Here is a 21,511-nt window from a genome sequence, read left to right as displayed (position 1 = left end):
GCCGCAGGTCAGCCGAAGCGGCCGGAGATGTAGTCCTCCGTGGCCTTCTGGTCCGGGTTGCTGAAGATCTTCTCGGTCGGGTTGAACTCGATGAGCCGACCGGGCTGGCCGACACCGTTGAGGTTGAAGAACCCGGTGTAGGAGCTCACCCGCGCGGCCTGCTGCATGTTGTGCGTGACGATGACGATGGTGAAGCGCTCCTTGAGCTCCGTCATCAGGTCCTCGATCGCCAGCGTGGAGATCGGGTCGAGGGCCGAGCAGGGCTCGTCCATCAGCAGGATCTCGGGCTCGACGGCGATCGCGCGGGCGATGCACAGCCGCTGCTGCTGACCCCCGGACAGGCCCGACCCGGGACGGTCGAGGCGGTCCTTCACCTCGTTCCACAGGTTGGCGCCCCGCAGCGACCGCTCCACCAGGTCATCGGTCTCGGACTTCTTCATCCGCTTGTTGTTCAGCCGGTTGCCGGCCACGACGTTCTCGTAGATCGACATGGTCGGGAACGGGTTGGGCCGCTGGAAGACCATGCCGATCTGCCGGCGCACGTTCACCGGGTCGACGTCGGCGCCGTAGAGGTCCTGGCCGTCCATGACGACCTTGCCCTCGACGCGGGCTCCCGGGATCACCTCGTGCATCCGGTTGAGCGACCGCAGGAAGGTGGACTTGCCGCACCCCGACGGACCGATCAGCGCGGTGATGTTCCGCGGTTCGATGGAGACGTTGACGTTCTCCACGGCGAGGAAGTTGCCGTAGTAGATGTCCAGGTCGGAGACCTCGATGCGCTTGGCCACGTACGTGTCCTCCTGACGGGGTCCGGTCAGCGACCGGTCTTGGGGGCGAAGAAGCGGGTGATCAGGCGGGCGACGACGTTGAGCGCCATCACCAGGACGATGAGGACCAGAGCGGCTGTCCAGGCGCGCTCGATGGCGAACTCCGGCGGGAAGCCCGGCTGGGTCAGCTGGTAGAAGGCGTACACCGGCAGCGTCGCCATGCGGCCGTCGAACGGGTCGAGGTTGGTGCCGTTGATGATGCCGACGGTCACCAGCAGCGGCGCGGTCTCCCCGATGACGCGGGCCACGGCCAGGGTGACGCCGGTACCCAGGCCCGCGATCGCCGTGGGCAGGACGACCTTGACGATGGTCCGCCACTTGGGGACGCCGAGGGCGTAGCTGGCCTCGCGCAGCTCGTTCGGGACGAGCTTGAGCACCTCCTCCGACGACCGGACGACGACCGGGATCATCAGCACCGACAGCGCGACGGCGCCCATGACGCCCAGCCGGATGCCGGGGCCGAAGAACAGCGCGAACAGGGCGAAGGCGAACAGGCCCGCGACGATCGACGGGATGCCGGTCATGACGTCGACGAAGAAGGTGATCGCCCGCTTGAGCCGGCCCGATCCGTACTCCACCAGGTAGATGGCCGTCAGCAGGCCGATCGGCACGGAGATCACGGCGGTCAGCAGGGTGATGATGACGGTGCCGAGGATCGCGTGGTACGCGCCGCCACCCTCCCCGACGACCCCGAGCAGCGAGGAGTTGAAGAACTCGCCGTCGAGCCGGGGGAGGCCGTTCTCGAGCACGGTCCAGACCAGGGACACCAGCGGGACCATCGCGATGGCGAAGGCGGTGGTCACCAGGGCGGTGACCAGCCGGTCGGTGCCCTTGCGGCGTCCCTCCACCTGGCGGGAGACCAGCCAGACCAGCAGGGTGCCCAGGACGGCGCCGTAGATGACCGTGAGCGCGATGCTGAAGCCGGTGAGCGCCGAGAGGACGGCACCGAGCGCGATGCCGAGGGCGTAGAGGCCCAGGGCCGCGTACCGGGGCAGCTGCCGGCTGCGGCGGACCGGCCCCTCGGGGGACGTGAGCCGCGAGGGCGCGGACTGGGTGTCGGTGCTCATCAGTTGGCTCCGGAGAAGTCGGCGCGCCGCTCGACGATCCAGCGGGCGAACATGTTGACCGCCAGGGTGATCACGAACAGCGCGAGGCCGCTGGCGATGAGCGTGTTGATCGCGATGCCCGTGGACTCGGGGAACTGCAGGGCGATGTTGGCCGCGATGGTCGACGGGTTGCTGCTGGAGATCAGGTTGAACGTGATCCCGCCCGAGCCGGAGAGCACGATGGCGACGGCGAGCGTCTCGCCCAGGGCCCGCCCGAGGCCGAGCATCGCGCCGCCGATGACGCCGGACTTCCCGTAGGGGAGCACCGCCATCTTGATCATCTCCCAGCGGGTGGCGCCCAGTGCCAGGGCGGCCTCGCGGTGCAGGGCCGGGGCCTGGCTGAACACCTCGCGGGAGATCGCCGAGATGATCGGCAGGATCATGACCGCGAGGACGAGGCCGGCGGTCAGCATGGTGCGGCCGGTCGCGGACGCGGGGCCGGCGAAGAAGGGGAGGAAGCCGAGGTTGTCCTCGGCCCACCCGAAGAAGGGCACCAGCGCGGGGGCCAGCGCGGCGATGCCCCAGAAGCCGTAGACGACGCTGGGGATGGCGGCCAGCAGGTCGACGACGTAGCCCAGGCCCTGGGCCACCCGCCGCGGGGCGTAGTAGGTGATGAACAGGGCGATCGCGACGGCGAGGGGCGTGGCCACCACGAGGGCGATCACGGCGGCGATCAGCGTGCCGAAGACCAGCGGGGCGACGTAGCTGCCCAGGCCCTCGCCGCCGGGGATGTCCTCGGCGGGGGCGGTCAGCGCCGGGAGCGCCTCGCTGATCAGGAAGACGGCGACGCCGGCCAGGACCAGCAGGATGAGGATGCCGGAGCCGGTCGCGCTGGCGGCGAAGATCCGGTCACCAGGGCGGCGTACCGGCCGTGCGGTCGTGGGCTCGGACGGGGTCCTGGTCGCGGTCACCCTTGCTCCGTGGGTTGGTTCGGTCGTGTCGGGGTCCGCCCGTCCCGGGCGGGGCTGTGGCCCGGGGCGTCGGAGGACGCCCCGGGCCACGGTGTGGGGCTCGGTCAGCCGGCGGTCATCGCGTCGACCGCGGACTGGGCCTGGTCGCGCAGGGCGGCCGAGATCGGGGCGCTGCCCGCGGCCTCGGCGGCGGCCTGCTGGCCCTCCTCGCTGATGACGTAACCCATGAAGGCGGAGACGGCGTCGGTCGTGGCCTGCTCGTCGTACTGGATGCAGCCGATGTGGTAGCTGACCAGCACGATCGGGTACTCGCCGGAGCCCTCGGTCTGCCGGTTCACCTCGATGGCGAAGTCGTACTGGCCGCGGCCCTCCACGGCGGGGGAGTTCTCGACGACCGCGGCGGCGGCCTCCGGGGTCGGGGCGACGAACTCGCTGCCGACACCGACGTTGGCGATGCCCAGCTCGCCGGCCTGGCTGGCGTCGGCGTAGCCGATGGCACCCGCGCCGGCCTGGACGGCGGCCACGACGCCGGAGGTGCCGTTCGCGGCCTCACCGCCGGGCAGCGGCCACTCGCCGTCGGGCTCGGAGGTCCACACGTCCCCGGCCGTCTGGAACAGGTAGTCGGTGAAGTTGTCCGTCGTCCCCGAGTCGTCGGCACGGTGCACCGGGGTGATCGCCTGGTCCGGCAGCGTGACGCCGGGGTTGTCGGCGGCGATCGCCGGGTCGTTCCAGTTCGTGATGGCCCCCGAGAAGATCCCGGCGATCGTGGCGGGCTTCAGGTTCAGCTCGTCGACGCCCTCGAGGTTGTAGATGACCGCGATCGGCGAGATGTAGTTGGGCAGCTCGAAGACCTCGCCACCGCCGCAGCGCTCCTGCGCCTGCGGGAGCTCCTCGTCGTCCAGGGCGGCGTCGGAGCCCGCGAAGTCGGTGCCGCCGGCGATGAACTGCTCGCGGCCACCGCCGGAGCCGACGGGGTCGTAGCTGAAGTTGACGCCCGGCTGCTGCCCGTTGAACCCGGCCTGCCAGGCCTGCATCGCGGCCTGCTGGCTGCTCGCGCCGGCGCCGACGAGGTCGCCGCTGAGCTCCTCCGAGCTGCCGCCGCCGCTGGTGCTGCCGCCCCCGCTGGCGTTCTCCTCGTTGGCGGCGCCACACGCGGTGAGCGCGAGGGTGCCGGCCAGCGCCGCGGAGAGGGCGACGGCGCGCGACGTGGTGCTGAGCTTCAACTCAGTGCCTTTCGACTGGTGTGCCCGGACCTCGATGCCGGGCAGCAAGGAACCAACGAGCGCCGAAGGTAGGCAGCCGAGGTGGCCGCATCCGGGTGCCTCGGTGAACGACCGGTGAACGGCTGCAGAGCGTTTCCCCACCGGGTGAGAACCAGGTCACGTCGAGCAGGTGAACGGGCGCGCGCCCCCGTTGCGGACGGAGATCGTCCGGTACTAGGCGGACCGCCGCCAGGAGACGTCGACGGCGTGCCGCGTGAAGCCGCTGCGCTCGTAGAGCGTCACCGCGGCGGTGTTGTCCTCCTCGACGTAGAGGAGGACCTGCCCGAGGCCGCGGGTGCGCAGATGGGCCAGGCCGATGTCGGTGAGCGCCCGGCCCAGGCCGATGCCCTGGGCGTCGGGGTCGATGCCGAGCACGTAGACCTCGCCCACCGCCTCCGGCCCCTCGTCGCCGGGCGGGTGCACCTTGGTCCAGTGCGAGCCCAGGAGGGTGCCGCCGCCGTCGGGCTCCCCTCGCCAGGCCAGGAAGAACCCGGCCGGGTCGAACCACGGCTCGGCCTCGCGCAGCCGCAGGTCGGCCTCGGTCCAGCTGCCCTGCTCGGGGTGCGAGGCGAAGGCGCGGGCGTTGACCCGCAGCCAGGCCTGCTCGTCCCGGCCGGGCCGGAACGGTCGCACCGTCACGCCCTCGGGGAGCCGCAGCCGCGGATCGGGGTCGACGCCCGCCAGGTCGCGGCGCATCTGCAGCAGCACCCGCGCCCGCGTGTAGCCGCGGCCCGCGGCCAGCTCGGCCGACCCCGGCAGGTCGCCGTGCGCCCACACCCGGAGGGGGCGGTCGCCGGCGAGCTGCTCGAGCCGGGTCAGCAGGGCGGCGCCGATCCCCTGCCGGCGAGCGGCCGGGGAGACGACCAGCTCGGCCTCCGCGTCACCGGTCCCGTCGCCGCCCTCGAACCGGGCGTAGCCGGTGAGGGTGCCGTCGGGCGCCTCGGCCAGCACGTCGCGCCCGCCGTCGGGACCGCCGTGCTGCAACCGCAGCTCGGCCTCCTCCGAGAGGGGACGGACCCCGTCGCCGGCGGTCGCGGCGCGCAGCAGCGCGAGCACCGCGGCGACGTCAGCCGGGTCGAGGCGCGCGACGTCCCGGACGGCGGAGGGGGAGGACAGGGCGGCCTCAGACCAGCTCTGCGTCGGAGGCGGCCTCGGCCTCGGCCCGGGCGGCCGCGGCGGTGGCGTCGGCGACCTGCTGGTCGAGCTTGTAGCCGACGTTGCGGACCGTGCCGATCAGCGCCTCGTGCTCTGTGCCGAGCTTGGCCCGCAGCCGGCGCACGTGGACGTCGACGGTCCGGGTGCCCCCGAAGTAGTCGTAGCCCCAGATCTCCTGCAGCAGCTGCGCGCGGGAGAAGACCCGGCCGGGGTGCTGGGCCAGGTACTTGAGCAGCTCGAACTCCTTGTAGGTGAGGTCGAGCGGCCGGCCGCGGAGCTTGGCCGAGTAGCTGTGCTCGTCGATGACGAGCTCACCGGCGGTGGTCACGCCGCTGTCACCGCCGTCGACCGGCGTGGCGGCCGCCATCCGCCGGGCGGTGGCCCACTTCAGGCGGGCGTCGACCTCAGCGGGGCCGGCGGTGTCGAGCAGGACGTCGTCGACGCCCCAGTCGGCCGACAGCGCCACGAGGCCGCCCTCGGCGAGCACCGCGACCAGGGCCGAGGCGACGCCGGTGGAGGAGAGCAGCCCGCACAGCGTGCGGGCGCCGATGAGGTCGTGGCGGGCGTCGACGAGGACGACGTCGCCGGAGTCGCCGTCGAGCAGGCTGGACAGCTCGGGTGCCACCACGCGGACCTGGTGGCCCAGCAGCCCGAGAGCGGGCAGCACCTCGGTCGTGGCCTGGCGCGCCGCGGTCATGAGCACGAGTCGCATGTCGTCTCCTCAGGGGAGCCGGGGACGAGGGGTCGTCCGGGGGCCCACGACGGCGCTGTCGAGAGACAGCAGGATAACCGACGTGTTGCAGGGACCCTGAGTCGTGATCGATCTGCAACGAGTGACGGGAGCCACGGTCGACGGCGTGCGCCCGCAGGCGTCGACAACCCGGGGCCACCGCGGTGCGGGCGGCCGCCCGCGTCGGTGGTCCCGGGGTCCGGACACGCCGAGAGCGGCGCCCCGAACAGCTCGTCGAGCGGATCGGGCGCTGGGCGTCTGCGACGATCGACCCGTGACTGCGGCCGCACTGCGCACGAGGGCGACGGCCCGGGGGCACCACGTCCCCTCGGCCGCCCTGGCGGCCGTCGCCACGGCGCTGCTCCTGGTGCCCGCCGAGGTCGCGGGCGAGGTCGGGCGGGTGGCCGCGGTCGCCGTCCTCCAGGCCGCCCTCGTCGCGGCGTGGGTGCCGGCCACCGGCATCCCGGGGCGGGTCGGTGCGCCGCTGCTGGGCCTGGCGGCGGCCGCGGGTGCCGACGCGCTGCTCGTCCTCCCGGAGCGGCCCGAGCTGGGGTCGCTGCTGGCGGTCCCGGGGCTGGGCTTCCTCGCGGCCGTGCTGCACCAGATGTTCCGCCCGGCGCCGCGCCGGGACGTCGTCGGCTCGCTGGCCGGGGTCGTGCTGCTGGTCTGCGCGGTCTCGGCCCTGGCGGTGCTGCTGCTCCTGGCGGGGGAGGGCCAGGACGGGGACGCCGCCACGACGGCCCTGCTGGTGGTCGGGACCACGCTCGTCGTCGGTCACCTGGTCGACCTGGTGGCGCTCCGCCCGACCGTCGCCCCCGGCGTCTCGCGAGGGGTGCCCGGGCTCGTGCTGTCGGTGCTGGCCGGCGCCGCCGTGGCGCTGGTCCGCCACGGCCCCGCGGACCTGTTCGAGGTGCTCGCCGTCCTCACCTTCGGCCTCGGGCTCGGCGGGGTCGCCGCCCTCGTCGGTCTGGCCGCCCAGTACGGAACGGCCGAGGGCCCGCGGCGGGCCTGGGCCGCGCTGCTGGTGCAGGCGGTGTTGCCGTTCGCGGCCTGCGCCCCGGTCGCCTTCTCCCTCGTCCTGCAGGACGCGTTCTGATGCGTGCCCTGCTCGTCGTCCTCCTGCTGCTGGTCGGCCTCGCCGTCGTGGCCGACCGGGTGGGCGTCGGCGTCGCCGAGGACCGCGTCGCGCAGGTCATCGAGGAGCGCGGGCAGCTCGCCGGGCAGCCGGAGGTCGACATCCGCGGGTTCCCGTTCCTGACCCAGGCGTTGGGCGGTACCTACGAGGACGTCCGCATCTCGCTGACGGCGGCCGAGCTCGGCCAGCCGGAGGGCACGCGGGCCGACGTCTCGCTGCGCGGGGTGCACGTCCCGCTGTCCGACGTGCTGTCCGGATCGGTGCAGGAGGTGCCGGTCGACCGCATCGACGGGACGGCGACGCTGTCCTACGCGCTGCTGTCCGAGCAGCTGGGCCCCGGCACCACGCTGACCCGTGAGGGCGACGGGCTGCGCGTCCAGCGGACCGTGGAGCTGGCCGGTCTGACCGTGCCCCTGACCGCGGTCGGCACGGTCGGCCTCGACGGCGGCGACCTGGTCGTCGACGTCGAGGAGGCCTCCGGCGCGGGGGTGGACCTGCCGGGCTTCCTCGTGGACGAGGCCGGTGACCTGCTGGACCTGCGCTACCCCGTGCCGGAGCTGCCCTTCGGGTTGGCGCTGACCGGTGTCACCCCCGGCGACGACGGCGTCGACGTCGCCGTGGCGGCCACCGACGCGGTGCTGCGGGGCTGACCGCCCGGGAACACCCGCCCGGCCGGCCGCGGTTGTGCCGGGCGTGGGTCCCGTCGACGTGCCGCCCGACGTCCTCACGGCGCTGGGTGTGCGCCCCGAGGAGGCCGACCTGACCGTCGTCCAGTTCTCCACCGCCTTCTGCGGGCCGTGCCGGGCGACCCGGGCGCGGCTGCGGCAGCTGGCGGCGACGCGGCCGCGGCTGGCCGCCGTCGACGTCGACGCCGAGAGCCACCTCTCCGCGGTCCGCGCGCTCGACGTCCGGAGCACCCCGACGCTGCTGTTCCTCGCCCGCGACGGTCGCCTGGTGGGACGCGCCGACCGGGCGCCGCGGGCCGGCGAGCTCGCCGCGCTGGTCGATGCGCACCTCGGGCCGGGCCCGGGCACCCGGGACGGGTGGGACGTGTGATCCGTTACCCTCGCGCCGTGGGCATCCTGCTGACCTCACGCCGCACGGTGGACCTGTGCCGCGTCGGCAGCTGCCTGTGTCCGGCCTCCTGAGCGCCGGCCCCGCCCGCCCAGGACCGCCCGACCGACGACGTGCGGGCGCACGGCCGATCGCCCGGCCGACCCCGACGCGGAGCGCTCCGACTCACTCCGCCCCCACCTGAACCGTCCGGCGGGTCGCCCCGGCCCGCACCGCCCGACCCGCACCCACACACAGGGAGGAACACCCCCCATGAGCCGCAACGACGTGCTCGTCTCCGCCGACTGGGCCCAGGAGCACATCGGCGCCCCCGGCATCGTCTTCGTCGAGGTCGACGAGGACACCAGCGCCTACGACAAGGGCCACATCGAGGGCGCCGTGAAGCTGGACTGGAAGACCGACCTCCAGGACCCCCTGCGCCGCGACTTCGTCAGCAAGGAGCAGTTCGAGCAGCTGCTGTCCGAGCGCGGGATCAGCAACGGCGACACCGTCGTCCTCTACGGCGGCAACAACAACTGGTTCGCCGCCTACGCGTACTGGTACTTCAAGCTCTACGGCCACCAGGACGTCAAGCTGGTCGATGGCGGTCGCAAGAAGTGGGAGCTCGACAGCCGCCCGCTGTCCACCGACACCGTGTCGCGGCCGGCCACGCAGTACCGGGCACAGGAGCCCGACACCTCCATCCGCGCCTTCCGCGACGAGGTCGTGGCCGCGATCGGCCAGAAGAACCTGGTCGACGTCCGCTCGCCCGACGAGTTCGCCGGCAAGCTGGTCGCCCCGGCCCACCTGCCGCAGGAGGGCGCGCAGCGTCCGGGTCACATCCCGACCGCGGTGAACGTGCCGTGGAGCAAGGCGGCCAACGAGGACGGCACCTTCAAGAGCGACGAGGAGCTGGCCAAGCTCTACGCCGACGCCGGTCTCGACACCGGCAAGGACACCATCGCCTACTGCCGGATCGGCGAGCGCTCGAGCCACACCTGGTTCGTGCTGCGCGAGCTGCTCGGCCACCAGAACGTCAAGAACTACGACGGTTCGTGGACCGAGTACGGCTCCCTCGTCGGCGTCCCCATCGAGAAGGGGGCCTGAGCATGTGCGGCGCTCCCAAGCAGGGCGGTGCCCTGGCGGGCGTGGACCTGACGACCCAGACGGTCATCCAGGGCTCGGTGTGGCACGACGGCGCGCCGGTCGCCGGGGCCTACGTCCGGCTGCTGGACTCGACCGACGAGTTCACCGCCGAGGTCGTGACCAGCCCCGAGGGCGAGTTCCGGTTCTTCGCCGCGCCCGGTGAGTGGAAGCTCCGCTCCCTGGCGCCGGTCGGCAAGGGCGAACGCCTGGTCACCGCCGACGTCGGCCTGAACGAGACCACCGTCGCCATCGACTGACGGAGGGACCCCTCCAGGGCCCCCCGCGACAGCGCCCGCACCGGCAGCCGCCGGGGCGGGCGCTGTCGCGTTCTCAGGAGATGTCGGGCGGCAGCCGGTTGGGCCCTGCCTCCGGCGGGCGCGGGCGGTCCTCCGGATAGGCGCGGACGGCGACGAGCGCGACGTCGTCCGCGCCGTCCACCGGCAGCATCCGGGCCAGCAACGCGTCGCAGAGCTCCTCGAGCGGCACCGCGCCCAGGTCGCGGAGCGCCTCGCGCAGCACCGCCAGCCCCTCGTCGAGGTCGGCGTCCCGGCGCTCGACCAGGCCATCGGTGACCAGCAGCAGGGTGTGCCCGTCGTCGAGCTCGACCGTGTGGTCGGTGCGCGGGGCGTCGGGGTCCACGCCCAGCATGAGATCCGGGCGGGTCTCCAGCAGCGTCGTCGTCCCGTCGGGCGCCAGCAGGAGCGGCGGCAGGTGCCCGGCGTTGCTCCACCGCAGCACGCGGGTGCCCCGCACCGGTACGTCGGGGCGGCGCTCGACCCGCACGAGGACCACGGTCGCCAGGCTGCTCACCGCCAGCCCCCGGGCGGCGTGCTCGGCGCGGGTCAGGGTCGCCGACGGCGGCTCGTCGTTGTCGTAGGCCAGTGCGCGCAGCAGTCCGCGCAACTGGCCCATGGCCGCCGCGGCGTCGCTGTCGTGGCCCACGACGTCCCCGATGACCAGCATGGTCGCGCCGTCGGGCTGCAGGAACGCGTCGTACCAGTCGCCGCCGACTTGGGCCTCGTGCGCGGCCGGCCGGTAGCGGACCGCGATGTGCAGGTGGTCCGGCTCGGGCGGTGGCGTGAGGAGGGCCTGCTGCAGCCGGTCCGAGAGCGCGCGCTGGGTCGCGGCCCGCTCGGCCAGCTGCTGCAGTTCGGCCGCCTGCCGCTGCGCGGCCAGCCGGTCGGTGAGGTCGCGGAAGGAGACGACGACGCCGGTCACCGCGCCGTCCTCCAGCATGGGGACGGCGATCAGCTCCACCGGCACCGGCCTGCCGTCGCGGTGCCAGAAGACCTCGTGGTCGCCGGCGACCGTCCGGCCGGTGCGGAGCGCCTGCCACACCGGGCACTCCTCCCGGGGGTAGGGGGTGCCGTCGGGGCGGACGCCGTGCATGAGGTCGTGCTGGTCCAGGCCCAGCTGCTCGGCCGCCGGGCGACCGGTGATCCGCACCGCGGCGGGGTTGACGAACTCGACCCGGCCGGCCGCGTCCAGGCCGTAGATGCCGTCGGCGACGTTGGCCAGCACGCGCTCGTAGCGCGCCACCGCGCGGTCGAGCTGCGCCTCCACCGACCGGAGGATCGGCACGTCGTCCGCCCCTGTCCGATGGTCCTCGATGAGGCCGCCCTCCTCCGCGCTCCCGACACCTGCTCCGTCACCCGCTCGGGCACACGCCGCAGCCCACCAGCGTGCCATGCCGTGCGGCGGCGTTCCCGCCGGTGGAGGCTGCACGACCAGTGGCCGACGGGCCGGCCGACGTCGGGGACACCCAGCGGCGCGCTCGGTCAGGACGGCGGTGGCACACGTACGGGGTGTGACGCCTTCGGAGGCTCACCCAGGGGTGCAGTCGCGCAACACGGGCGTCAGCCGCGGGCGAGACCGATGAGCTGCGCCAGTTCGTCCATCGCGCGGTCGAAGTACCGGTCGGCGTCCTCGACCGAGCCGACGAAGTGCCCGAACAGCTCGAAGCTGATCGTCCCGTAGATGGAGCTCCAGGCCAGCAGGGCGCGCAGCCGGATGGTGTCGTCGAGGGCGGGGTGCTCGCCGCCGAGGACGGCGACCGTGTCGTCGCTGAGCAGCGTGCGGTCCCGCGCCGCCTCGGTCCGCTCCGGCAGGACGCCGCTGCGGGCGGCATCGCCGAGGACCCGGCCGAGGACGACGCCGACCCGGCTGGCGGCGGGGACGGTGTCGCGCGGCGCCGCGTAGCCCGGCACCGGCGACCCGTAGAGCAGGGCGTACTCGTGCGGGTGCGCCCGGGCCCACGAGCGGACGGCGCGGCAGACGGCCAGCCAGCGCTCGCGCGGCGGGGCCGCGGGGTCGTCGGCAGCTTCTGCGGCGGCGCCGAGCGCGTCGTAGCCGTCGATGATCAGTTGGGTCAGCAGGTCGTCCCGGCTGGGGAAGTAGCGGTACAGCGCCGACGACGCCATGCCCAGCTCCCGCGCAACGGCCCGCAGGGAGAGCGCGGCGGCGCCCACCTCGGCCAGTTGCCGGCGCGCGGCGTCGGTGATCTCGGCGGTCAGCTCGGCGCGGACGCGTTCCCGGGCGGTGGGCGGCACCTCCTCATCATCGGCTACGCGAGCACCGCACGCAACGGTGAGCACCGCTCTTGACGCGACGCGACAGGTCTGCGAGCGTCGAACACATCCGAGAGCACTGCTCTCACACCCTCGAGGAGGCCGACATGGGACTGCACGTCATCGTGGGCAAGGGCGCCGTCGGGACGACGACCGCCGAGGTGCTGGCCGCGCGCGGGCACCGCGTGCGGGTGCTCTCCCGCAGCGGCGGCACCTCCACCGACACGGTGGAGCACCGGCGGGTGGACGCCGCCGACCCCGCGGCGCTGGCCGCCGCGGCTCGCGGCGCGGACGCCCTCTACAACGCGGTCAACCCCGCCTACGACCGCTGGGCCACCGACTGGCCCCCGGTGGCCGCGGCGCTGCTGAGCGCGGCCGAGCGCACCGGCGCAGGGCTGGTCACCATGTCCAACCTCTACGTCTACGGCCGGCCGACCGGCCCGATGACGCCCGAGAGCCCGCTGGCCGCCACCGACCTCAAGGGCCGGGTGCGGGTCGCGATGTGGCGGGAGGCGCTGGCTGCGCACGAGGCCGGTCGCGTCCGGGTGACCGAGGCCCGCGCCGCGGACTTCGTCGGCCCGCAGGTGCCGGCCGAGCACTCGCACCTGGTCCGGCAGCTGCCCGCGGTCCGCCGGGGTCGGCGCGCGTGGGTGGTCGGGGACCCCGACGCCCCGCGCAGCTGGGCACACCTGCCCGATGTCGCGGCCACGCTGGCGACGCTGGGCACCGAGGAGCGGGCGCTGGGCCGGGCGTGGCACGTCCCCAGCGCGCCGCCCCGCTCCCAGCGCCAGGCCCTCGGCGACCTCGCCGCCGCCATGGGCAGGCCCCCGGTCCCGGTGAGCGGGATCCCGTGGGCGGTCCTGCGCGGCATCGGCCTGGTGTCCCCGGTGATGCGCGAGGTCGTCGACGTCCGCCACCAGTTCGACCAGGAGTACGTCATCGACGCCACCGCCACCACGGCCACCTTCGGGCTCACCGCCACCCCGTGGGCCGAGGTGGTGGCGGCGACGGCCGGATCGGTGCCGACGACGGCCTGACGGAGGACCCCGTCCTCCGTCGGAGGACGGGGTCCTCCTCACCACTCGCAGGCTCGCGGCGAGCCTCTGGAGGGGGTCGCCTGGACGGGGCCGTGCCAGCAGGTCGCCAGCCGGTCCTACGGTGGAGCGCATGGTCGCTGCCTGGGTCCTCGTCACCCTGGCGTCGCTCGCCGCCCTCGGCTGCGGGTACGGCGCCGTCCGGCTCGCCCGCCGGCCGAAGGGGGTGCGTCGATGACCGACGCCACCGAGCTGCCGGTCCCCGACACCGTCGACGTCCGGTCCGGCCCGGGGGTCTCCGAGGAGCTGCTGGCGGTCCTGCCGCTGCTCGGCGAGTGGCACGGCGAGGGCCAGGCCGCCGGCGCCGAGGGCGACCACCGGTTCGGTCAGTGGATCCGGTTCAGCCACGACGGGCGGGGGTTCCTCGCGTACGAGTCGCGGACCTGGCGGCTCACCGACGACGGGCAGATCGTCGGTCCGGAGAGCCGGGAGTCCGGCTTCTGGCGGCCCCGGGGCCGGGACGACGTCGAGCTGCTGGTGGCCAGCCCCGACGGCCTGGTGGAGATCTACGTCGGCCGGGCCCGGACGACGACCAGCTGGGAGCTCACCAGCGACGTCCTCGCCCGCACCCCCGACGCACCCGACGTGGCGCGCGCCGTGCGGCTCTACGGCATCGTCGAGGGCGCGCTCATGTACGCGATCGACCGGGCGGCCGGCGACCAGCCGCTCGCGCCCACGATGTCCGCCCGCCTGGAGCGGATCCGATGACCGCGTCGTCCCCCGCCACCCCGCGACAGGTCGCCGACCGGTACGTCGACGCCGTCTGCGACCTCGACCCGATCGTCGCCACCTCGCTGGGCACCCGCCCCGGCGACGACCGGCTGCCCGACCCCAGCCCGGCGGGGCTCGAGGCCGAGGAGCAGCTGGCCCGCGACACCCTGGCCGAGCTGGACCGGGTGCTGGCCGCGGAGCCAACACTGGCCGACGACCCGGTGGAGCGGCGCTGCGCCCGCCTGCTGCGGGAGCGGCTCGGCGCCGAACTGGCCGCCGCGGAGGCGGGCGAGGGGCTGCGGGCGCTGTCGAACCTGACCAGCCCGGTGCACTCGGTGCGGCAGGTCTTCCTGCTCATGCCCACGGCCTCCGAGGACGACTGGGCGGTCGTCGCCCGCCGGATGGCCCGGGTGCCGGAGGCCTACCGGGGCTTCCGCGCAGCGCTGGAGGAGGGCGCCCGCCGCGGGCTGTTCGTCGCTCCGCGGCAGGTCTCCACCGTGGTGGGGCAGCTGGAGGAGTGGCTGGCCGGGCCGTTCTTCGGTCGCTTCGCCGCCGACGGCCCGGAGGAGCTGCGCGGCGAGCTGGCGGCCGCGGCGCGCGCGGCCGACGAGGCGGTGGCCGAGGTGCGGGACTTCCTCCGCGACCGCTACGCCCCGCAGGTCGAGGGGACGCCCGACGCCGTCGGCCGCGACCGCTACGCGCTGGCCGCCCGCCGCTGGACCGGCTCCGACCTCGGCGCGGGCGCCGGGCTGGAGGAGGCCTACGCCTGGGGCTGGGCCGAGCACCGGCGCATCCTCGCCGAGCAGCGGGCCGCGGCGACCGAGGTCGTGCCCGGTGCCGGCCCGCAGGAGGCCATGCGCTGGCTGGACGTCCACGGCCCGGCCGTCGAGGGCGTCGAGGCCATCCGGGAGCGGCTGCAGGCGATGATGGACGAGGCGATCAGGGCCCTCGACGGCACACACTTCGAGCTGGCCGAGCCGATCCGCCGCGTGGAGGCGATGATCGCGCCGCCGGGCAGCGCCGCCGCCCCCTACTACACCCGGCCGGCGCACGACTTCTCGCGGCCGGGCCGCACCTGGCTGCCCACCCTGGGGCGGGAGCGCTTCCCGCTGTGGGACCTGACCTCGATCTGGTACCACGAGGGCGTCCCCGGCCACCACCTGCAGCTGGCGCAGTGGGCCCTCGTGTCGGGGCAGCTGTCGACCTACCAGACCTCGCTCGGCTCGGTCGGGGCCAACGTCGAGGGTTGGGCGCTCTACGCCGAGCGGCTCATGGACGAGCTCGGCTACTTCCCCGACCCCGGGACCCGGCTGGGCTTCCTCGACGCCCAGCAGCTGCGGGCGATGCGGGTCGTCGTCGACATCGGCATGCACCTGCAGCTGCCGGTCCCCGACGACGCCGAGGGCGTGCTGGCCGAGCACCGCGGACGGCCGTGGACGCCGGAGCTCGGGCGGGCGTTCTTCGGCGAGCACAGCGGCAGCAGCCCGGCCTTCCTCGACAGCGAGCTGGTCCGCTACCTGGGGCTGCCCGGCCAGGCGATCAGCTACAAGCTCGGGGAGCGGGCCTGGCTGGAGGGCCGGGAGGAGGCGCGGAAGGCCCGCGGCGACGCCTTCGACCGCAAGGCCTGGCACATGGCCGCGCTGTCGCAGGGTTCGCTCGGGCTCGACGACCTCGCCGCGGAGCTCGCCGTCCTCTGAGTGTCAGGGGGCGTCGAGCGGCAGCGGGTTGACCGTGTCGGCGTCCCAGGTGACCGGCTGGGTGGGGGAGACCTCCGCCGTCTCCAGCTCCCCGGCGGCGAGGACGGCGTCGACGCAGGCCGGGCTGCCACCGACGAAGGTGGTCACCAGGTCGATGTCGGTGGCGACGAACCACGCGCGGTCGGCCGGCCACCACAGGTTGGCGCTCTGGCTGGCCGGCTCGGGGAGCAGGTTGGCCTCCGCGAGCTCCACGGGCCCGCGCAGCAGCCAGAAGGCGCGGCCGGGGAGCTCCAGGCGCGGGAGCGGCTCGAGGTGGGGGAGCGCCAGGGCCTCCGCCCAGTGCGTGGACAGGCCGAACCAGCAGTCGTCGGGTGTCCCGGTGTGCCCTCGGAGGACCCGGGCGAGGGCGGCGGCGACGTGCTCGGGCAGGTGCCCGAGGGCGGGTGAGTCGTCCCACAGCGGCGACTGGTTGTCCTCGCCCAGGAACTCCATCGACCCGGTGATCGAGGTCCACTCCATGGCCGGGTGCGCGACGGTCCCGTTGGCCTCGGCCACCTCGGCCCACGACACGTCGTGGTCGTCGAGGCCGTCGTACCGGACGGCCGGGTGGAAGACGCGGGCGTAGGCCGCGAAGACCGGGGGGACCAGCCCGGCGACGGTCGCCGCCTCCTGCCCGCGCACGGCCGCGGCCACCCACGCCGCTGCGGAGGCGTCCGTCTCGACGTCGGCCTCCCTGCCCGTCCCGCCGGCGACCACCCGCGGACCTCCCCCGGAGAACGGACAACCCCCGGGCTGCTCCGCGGCGCTGACCCTGCTGGGCAGGGGAGCTGCACGCGGGCCGACTGGACAAGTGTCGGCGGCCCGGGGGTCGGGTGACTGTCCGGTTCTCGCTCGCCGCCGTACGACGGACGGGCGATCTGCCGTCGCTCAGACTGTCGTCTGAACGGGCGGCCCATCTGGACGGCGGCTAGCGGACAGCCACCTCACGAGTCCGATAAGCATGCAAAGTTCGGACCACCTCCCTTCTCGTGTACCTCGACGGTACGTCGGGGGAGCGAGGGTCGGCAACGCGGATTTTCAGCCCTCGGCGGAACGCCGTTGGTAGACGTCGGGGACGCCGTCGGCGTCCCGGTCCGCCTGCTCCTCCTCCGCGATCCGCCGGTAGCGGCGGTTGCGCAGCCGCAGGACGACGGTGGCGAGCAGCGCCGCGGCGAGCGTGCCGGTGAGGATGCCGACCTTGGCGTGGTCGTAGGTCGGTGAGCCGAGGCCGAAGGCCAGCTCGGTGATCAGCAGCGACACGGTGAACCCGATGCCGCCGAGGAGTGCCAGGCCGACCACGTCCGGCCAGCCGAGGTCCTCGTCGAGCTCGGCACGGGTGAACCGGGACACCAGCCAGGTGGCGGCGGTGATGCCGATCGCCTTGCCGGCGACCAGGCCGACCGCGATCCCGAGCGCCACCGAGTCGGTCACCGAGGCGCCCAGCCCGGAGAGCCCACCGACGGCCACGCCCGCCGAGAAGAAGGCGAACACCGGGACGGCGACCCCCGCCGACAGCGGCCGCAGCCGGTGCTCGAAGTGCTCGGCCAGGCCGGGGCCGGCACCCGGACCGCCGGCGGCCTCGCTGCGCACCACCGGCACGGTGAAGGCCAGCAGCACGCCGGCCACGGTGGCGTGCACCCCCGACTCGTGCACCAGCACCCAGGTCACGGCCGCCAGCGGGAGGAGCAGCCACCAGCTGCGCACCCGCCTCTGGACGAGCAGCCCGAACAGCCCCAGCGGCACCAGCGCCAGCAGCAGCGGGACGACCGAGAAGTCGTCGGTGTAGAAGACCGCGATCACCACGATCGCCAGCAGGTCGTCGACGACGGCGAGGGTGAGCAGGAAGGTCCGCAGACCGCTGGGCAGGTGGGTGCTGATCACCGCCAGGACGGCGAGGGCGAAGGCGATGTCGGTGGCCGACGGGATCGCCCACCCGCGCAGGGCGCCGTCGTCCCGGCCGAGGTTGAGCAGCACGAACAGGAGAGCCGGCACGGCCATGCCGCCGACGGCGGCGGCGACCGGGAGGGCGGCGCGTCGCGGATCGCGCAGGTCGCCCGCGACGAACTCGCGCTTGAGCTCCAGCCCGGCGACGAAGAAGAAGAGCGCGAGCAGCCCGTCGGCCGCCCAGGTGCCGAGGGTGAGGTCCAGGTGGAGTGACGCCGGACCCACCCTGGTGTCGCGGAGCGTCTCGTACGTCTCCGCCCACGGCGAGTTGGCCCAGACCAGCGCGATCACTGCGGCGACCAGCAGCAGGGCGCCGCCGACGGTCTCCCTGCGGAGGACGTCGGCGATCCGGCTCGCCTCGGTCCAGGAGCCGCGGCCGAAGAGCCGGGCGGGGGTGGGCGTCGTCACGGGGCGGCTCCAGGGGGAGGGGTCGGGTCAGGGACCTGCCGACCAGACTTCCCGGCGCACCTGCCGGAGACCCTACCGGGCGCTTCCCCGAGCGGGACGGTGGCCGGGCGCACGCTCCGTACAGTGGGCGCCGTGACAGCTCGCTCCACGCCCGGTCCCTGGAGCAGCCGGTGAGGCTCGCCGAGCTCGCCGGTCGCCGGGTCGGCGTCTGGGGTCACGGGCGCGAGGGGCGGGCCGCCGTCCGCGCCGCTGCGGCCGCCGGTGCGGCCGGCGTCGTCGTGGTCGACGCGGTGCTCCCCTCGGCCGAGGACCTGCCGCCAGGTGCCGAGGCCGGCACCGACGTCGCGGCTCTGACCTCCTGCGACGTCGTCCTGCGGTCCCCGGGCATCAGCCCCTATCGCGAGGACGCCCGGGCGCTGGCCGCGCGCACGACGATGGCGTCGGGCACCGGGATCGCGCTGGCGGAGTTCGCCGCGCGGTCGGTGCCGACCCTCTGCGTCACCGGCACCAAGGGGAAGAGCACCACCAGCGCGCTCGCCGCCGCGGTCCTCACCGCCGCGGGGCGGCCCGCCGTGCACGCCGGCAACATCGGCACGCCGCTGCTCGACGTCCTGCTGGACGGGGTCGTCACCGACGGCACGTCACTGGTCGTCGAGGTCTCCAGCTACCAGGCGGCCGCCGTCGAGGGGTTCTCCGGGTTCGGCGCGGTGACCTCCCTGGCGCCCGAGCACCTCGACTGGCACCGCACGGTCGAGGCCTACTACCGCGACAAGCTGCACGTCTTCACCGGCTGCGGCCCGGGGACCGTGGTGGTCGGCGGGCAGGCCCGCGCGACCGCCGAGCGGTACCTGGACCCGGCGGTGCTCGTCGACCCCGCCGACGTCGTCGCCGAGGAGCAGCTGGCCGGCTTCCGGCCGGCGCACCTGCCGGGGCTGCACAACGTGGCCAACCTGCACGTCGCGCTCGCCGCCTGCGTGCGGATGGGCGTCGACATCGTGCGCTCCGGGGAGGCCGTCCGCCGGGCCGTGACCGACTTCCGGGCGCTGCCCCACCGGCTCTCCCCGGTCGCCACGAGGGACGGCGTCACGTTCGTCGACGACACGCTGAGCACCACCCCGGTGTCGGTGCTGGCTGCCCTCGACGCGTTCGCCGGGCAGCACGTGACCCTGCTCGCCGGCGGGCAGGACCGCGGCCTGGACTACACCGACCTGGCCCGCGCCGTCGTGGCCCGCGGTGGCTCGGTGCGCGTGGTCACCGTCCCCGACACCGGGGCCCGGCTGGCCGCCGACATCCGCGCCGACGCGGCCCGCGCCGGGGTCGCGGCACCGGTCACCGAGACCGCGTCCCTGGACGAGGCCGTGGCCGAGGCCCTCCGGACCGCACCCCACGGCGGGGTCGTGCTGCTCTCGCCCGGCGCCCCCAGCTACAACCGCTACCGCAACTACGAGGAGTTGGCACGGACCTATGAGCAGATCCTCCTCGACGCCGGAGCGCACCGTGTCTGAGCCGTTCGTCGTGGCCGACCGCTCGCTCGACCCGGCCACCGGGGAGGCGGCGTTCACCTACTCGCTGGCCGGTGACGAGTTCACCGAGCGGCTCACCCTCGACCGCGAGCTGCTGACCGGCGCGGACCCCGCACGCCTGGACGCCGCCCTCGACCTGGTGCACCTGGTCATGGGCACCAGCTACTACAAGCTGCGCGCGCCCGGCCGCGTCGTGGTGCGGCGACCGGTCACCAAGGCCCAGTTCGCCGTCGCCGAGGCCGCCTACACGCACGGCCTGGGGGAGTTCGCCGCGGTCAACCGGCTGCCCGTGCCGCACGAGGTGGCCTGGGAGGTCGAGCTGCGGTCGGCCGACCCGGTCCCGGCGCACGTCGGCGGCCGCGGCGCGCTGCTGCCGGTCGGCGGTGGCAAGGACTCCGCGCTGGCGCTCGTCGTCGTCAGCCCGGCCACCGCCCTGGCGATCAACCCGACCGGCGCCCAGCGGGACGTCACCCGCGCCGCCGGCGTGCCGCTGCTCGGCGTCCGCCGCCGGCTGGACCCGCTGCTGGCCGAGCGGACGGCGGCCGGCGGGCTCAACGGCCACGTGCCGGTCACCGCCATCAACTCGGCGATCTCCACGCTGGTGGCGGTGCTGGGCGGGTTCGGCCCGGTGGTCTTCGCCAACGAGCGGTCGGCCGACGAGGAGACCCTGTCGGTGAACGGCGCGCGGGTGAACCACCAGTACTCGAAGTCCTACGAGTTCGAGCGGTTCTTCGCCGCCGCGGCCGCCGAGGTGGGGGTCGGGTACTTCAGCCTCACCCGGCAGCTGTCGGAGCTGGCCACGGTCGCCACCGTCGCCGCCCTGCCCGGCCTGCGCGACGAGATCCTCAGCTGCAACCGCTCCTACACCCAGAAGCACCTCGGGGGCGAGGCCGGCCAGCGCTGGTGCCTGCACTGCGACAAGTGCCTGTTCACCTTCCTCTGCTTCGCGGTGTTCCTGGAGCCGGCCGAGGCGGCGGCGATGTTCGGCGGCAACCCGCTGGAGGACCTGGCCCTGGTCGACGGCTTCCGCACTCTCTGGGCCACCGAGAAGCCGTTCGACTGCGTGGGGGAGCGGGCCGAGAGCGCCGCGGCCATGGCGCACCTGGCCGGCAGCACGGTCTGGGGCGGGTACCCCGTCGTCCGGGCGCTCGGCGGCGAGGCGGCGTCGTTCGCCGCGGTCACCGGCGCGACCGTCGAGGGCTTCCTCGAGCCGCGGGGGGAGCACGCGGTCCCCGAGGAGCAGCTGACCGCGCTGCGGCGGGTGCTCGCGGAGGCCCGTCCGCCGGTGCGGTGAGCTCCGCCGCCACCGGGGTGGCGGCGCGGCTGGCGGCGGTCGAGCGCGCGGTCCTGCGGCCCGGCGCCCGCGACGTCAGCGGGCTCGGGGCCGCCGTCGCCGGGCAGCTCGCCCGCCTGGCCGGCAGCCTCGCCGCCGCCGGGGAGGCCCGCTCCCGCGTGGGCCTGGTGACCGGCGTCCACATCGCGTGGGCGCCCCGCCCCGCGGCGGAGACCGACGGGCCGGTGGGGACGGCGGTCCTCGCGGCGGCGCTGGCCACGCTGGGTGCCGAGCCGGTGGTCGTGACCGACGAGCCGTGCGCCGAGGTGACCGACGCCTGCCTGGGTGTCCTCGGCGCGGGACGGCTCACGGTCGTCCCGGCGGAGGACGACGACGAGGCCGCGGTCGCCGGCCGGGTCGCGGGTCTGGGCCTGTCGCACCTGGTCGCCGTGGAGCGCCTCGGGCCCAACGCGCAGGGCCGGGTGATGACGATGCGGGCGGTGGACATCACGCCGTCCACGGCTCCGCTGCACGCGGCGTTCACGCTCCCGGGCCTGGTCACCGGCGCGGTCGGCGACGGCGGCAACGAGATCGGCATGGGCAACGTGCCGGCCGACGTCGTCGCCGCGTGCATCGCCGACGGGGAGCGGATCGCCTGCCGGGTGCCGGTCGACGCGCTGGTGACCGCCGGCACGTCCAACTGGGGGTGCTACGCGCTGGTCGCGGCGCTCGCCGTCCTGGTCCCGCGGCGCGGGCCGGAGCTGCGCACGCTGCTCGACCCGGCCGTGGACGCCGCGGTGCTGGACGCCGCCACCGCGGCCGGCGGGATCGACGGCGTGACCGGCTCCCCGGGCGCCTCGGTCGACGGCGTCCCGGTGCCCACCTACGCCGACCTGCTCGCGGACCTCCGCGACCTGGCGCGGGCATAGG

At 74.7% G+C, this 21,511-nt stretch carries 21 protein-coding genes; 11 read left to right on the top strand and 10 right to left on the bottom strand.

Translation table 11 applies throughout. The features are described 5' to 3' along the window. Nucleotides 1-8: 8 nt before the first annotated feature. The 6 genes from pstB to ACI79I_RS13100 all read right to left on the bottom strand — a co-directional run bounded on the left by pstB (nucleotide 9) and on the right by ACI79I_RS13100 (nucleotide 5,973). Entirely contained in the window at nucleotides 9-788 is a 780-nt protein-coding gene (gene pstB / locus ACI79I_RS13125) for a phosphate ABC transporter ATP-binding protein PstB (RefSeq protein ID WP_456992778.1), read from the bottom strand. A gap of 26 nt (nucleotides 789-814) precedes the next feature. Next, nucleotides 815-1,894 carry a phosphate ABC transporter permease PstA gene (pstA, locus tag ACI79I_RS13120; RefSeq protein WP_456992777.1) on the bottom strand — a complete coding sequence of 360 codons (1,080 nt, stop codon included), beginning with the start codon at nucleotides 1,892-1,894 and terminating at the stop codon, nucleotides 815-817. After that, a complete protein-coding gene (pstC, locus tag ACI79I_RS13115; RefSeq protein WP_456992776.1) occupies nucleotides 1,894-2,844 on the bottom strand; it encodes a phosphate ABC transporter permease subunit PstC in 951 nt (316 codons plus the stop codon). Before pstC ends, pstA begins: the two co-directional genes overlap by 1 nt. A 104-nt stretch (nucleotides 2,845-2,948) precedes the next feature. Continuing rightward, a complete protein-coding gene (gene pstS / locus ACI79I_RS13110; protein WP_456992775.1) occupies nucleotides 2,949-4,067 on the bottom strand; it encodes a phosphate ABC transporter substrate-binding protein PstS in 1,119 nt (372 codons plus the stop codon). A gap of 213 nt (nucleotides 4,068-4,280) precedes the next feature. After that, nucleotides 4,281-5,222, bottom strand: a complete 942-nt coding sequence (gene mshD / locus ACI79I_RS13105) for a mycothiol synthase (RefSeq protein WP_456992872.1) — start codon at nucleotides 5,220-5,222, stop codon at nucleotides 4,281-4,283. Between the two features lie 7 nt (nucleotides 5,223-5,229). Then, on the bottom strand, nucleotides 5,230-5,973 hold the full coding sequence (locus ACI79I_RS13100; protein WP_456992774.1) for a winged helix-turn-helix transcriptional regulator: 744 nt from the start codon (nucleotides 5,971-5,973) through the stop codon (nucleotides 5,230-5,232). A gap of 292 nt (nucleotides 5,974-6,265) precedes the next feature. Here ACI79I_RS13100 and ACI79I_RS13095 point away from each other — a divergent pair, with 292 nt between their 5' ends. The 5 genes from ACI79I_RS13095 (at nucleotide 6,266) to ACI79I_RS13075 (ending at nucleotide 9,582) form a co-directional block, all read left to right on the top strand. After that, the gene (locus ACI79I_RS13095; protein ID WP_456992773.1) at nucleotides 6,266-7,087 is read left to right on the top strand and encodes a hypothetical protein; all 822 of its coding nucleotides are present in this window, start codon (nucleotides 6,266-6,268) and stop codon (nucleotides 7,085-7,087) included. Beyond that, nucleotides 7,087-7,776, top strand: a complete 690-nt coding sequence (locus ACI79I_RS13090; protein ID WP_456992772.1) for an LmeA family phospholipid-binding protein — start codon at nucleotides 7,087-7,089, stop codon at nucleotides 7,774-7,776. Before ACI79I_RS13095 ends, ACI79I_RS13090 begins: the two co-directional genes overlap by 1 nt. Nucleotides 7,777-7,819: 43 nt before the next feature. After that, nucleotides 7,820-8,182, top strand: coding sequence for a thioredoxin family protein (locus tag ACI79I_RS13085; protein WP_456992771.1), 363 nt, complete (start codon nucleotides 7,820-7,822; stop codon nucleotides 8,180-8,182). 270 nt (nucleotides 8,183-8,452) lie between these two features. After that, entirely contained in the window at nucleotides 8,453-9,286 is an 834-nt protein-coding gene (locus tag ACI79I_RS13080; protein WP_456992770.1) for a sulfurtransferase, read from the top strand. 2 nt (nucleotides 9,287-9,288) lie between these two features. Then, the gene (locus ACI79I_RS13075; protein WP_456992769.1) at nucleotides 9,289-9,582 is read left to right on the top strand and encodes a DUF1416 domain-containing protein; all 294 of its coding nucleotides are present in this window, start codon (nucleotides 9,289-9,291) and stop codon (nucleotides 9,580-9,582) included. A 73-nt stretch (nucleotides 9,583-9,655) separates the two neighbouring features. Here ACI79I_RS13075 and ACI79I_RS13070 read toward each other — a convergent pair whose 3' ends face one another. Beyond that, the gene (locus tag ACI79I_RS13070) at nucleotides 9,656-10,906 is read right to left on the bottom strand and encodes a PP2C family protein-serine/threonine phosphatase (protein ID WP_456992768.1); all 1,251 of its coding nucleotides are present in this window, start codon (nucleotides 10,904-10,906) and stop codon (nucleotides 9,656-9,658) included. Between the two features lie 275 nt (nucleotides 10,907-11,181). Continuing rightward, nucleotides 11,182-11,874: a TetR/AcrR family transcriptional regulator gene (locus ACI79I_RS13065; protein WP_456992767.1), complete on the bottom strand. Its 693-nt coding sequence runs from the start codon at nucleotides 11,872-11,874 to the stop codon at nucleotides 11,182-11,184. A 125-nt stretch (nucleotides 11,875-11,999) separates the two neighbouring features. Here ACI79I_RS13065 and ACI79I_RS13060 point away from each other — a divergent pair, with 125 nt between their 5' ends. The 3 genes from ACI79I_RS13060 (at nucleotide 12,000) to ACI79I_RS13050 (ending at nucleotide 15,394) form a co-directional block, all read left to right on the top strand. After that, entirely contained in the window at nucleotides 12,000-12,929 is a 930-nt protein-coding gene (locus tag ACI79I_RS13060; RefSeq protein WP_456992766.1) for an NAD-dependent epimerase/dehydratase family protein, read from the top strand. A gap of 231 nt (nucleotides 12,930-13,160) precedes the next feature. Then, nucleotides 13,161-13,694, top strand: a complete 534-nt coding sequence (locus ACI79I_RS13055; RefSeq protein WP_456992765.1) for an FABP family protein — start codon at nucleotides 13,161-13,163, stop codon at nucleotides 13,692-13,694. Beyond that, a complete protein-coding gene (locus ACI79I_RS13050) occupies nucleotides 13,691-15,394 on the top strand; it encodes a DUF885 domain-containing protein (RefSeq protein WP_456992764.1) in 1,704 nt (567 codons plus the stop codon). Before ACI79I_RS13055 ends, ACI79I_RS13050 begins: the two co-directional genes overlap by 4 nt. 3 nt (nucleotides 15,395-15,397) lie before the next feature. On the opposite strand, the gene ACI79I_RS13045 is transcribed toward ACI79I_RS13050, so the two are convergent. Then, nucleotides 15,398-16,150 carry a hypothetical protein gene (locus tag ACI79I_RS13045; protein ID WP_456992763.1) on the bottom strand — a complete coding sequence of 251 codons (753 nt, stop codon included), beginning with the start codon at nucleotides 16,148-16,150 and terminating at the stop codon, nucleotides 15,398-15,400. Nucleotides 16,151-16,471: 321 nt separating this feature from the next. Beyond that, nucleotides 16,472-17,785, bottom strand: a complete 1,314-nt coding sequence (nhaA, locus tag ACI79I_RS13040) for a Na+/H+ antiporter NhaA (RefSeq protein ID WP_456992762.1) — start codon at nucleotides 17,783-17,785, stop codon at nucleotides 16,472-16,474. A 170-nt stretch (nucleotides 17,786-17,955) separates the two neighbouring features. On the opposite strand from nhaA, the gene murD reads away from it, so the two are divergent. The 3 genes from murD to ACI79I_RS13025 are packed head-to-tail and all read left to right on the top strand — an operon-like array spanning nucleotide 17,956 to nucleotide 21,510. After that, a complete protein-coding gene (gene murD / locus ACI79I_RS13035; protein ID WP_456992761.1) occupies nucleotides 17,956-19,290 on the top strand; it encodes a UDP-N-acetylmuramoyl-L-alanine--D-glutamate ligase in 1,335 nt (444 codons plus the stop codon). Next, entirely contained in the window at nucleotides 19,283-20,602 is a 1,320-nt protein-coding gene (locus ACI79I_RS13030) for a hypothetical protein (protein WP_456992760.1), read from the top strand. The genes murD and ACI79I_RS13030 overlap by 8 nt, the downstream gene beginning before the upstream one ends. Then, nucleotides 20,599-21,510, top strand: a complete 912-nt coding sequence (locus tag ACI79I_RS13025) for a glutamate cyclase domain-containing protein (protein WP_456992759.1) — start codon at nucleotides 20,599-20,601, stop codon at nucleotides 21,508-21,510. The genes ACI79I_RS13030 and ACI79I_RS13025 overlap by 4 nt, the downstream gene beginning before the upstream one ends. Nucleotide 21,511 lies beyond the last annotated feature (1 nt).

This window comes from Geodermatophilus sp. SYSU D01105 (genome assembly GCF_054050095.1).
The sequence above is the reverse complement of the archived record's forward strand: the minus strand, read 5'-3'. Positions and strand labels throughout refer to the sequence as shown.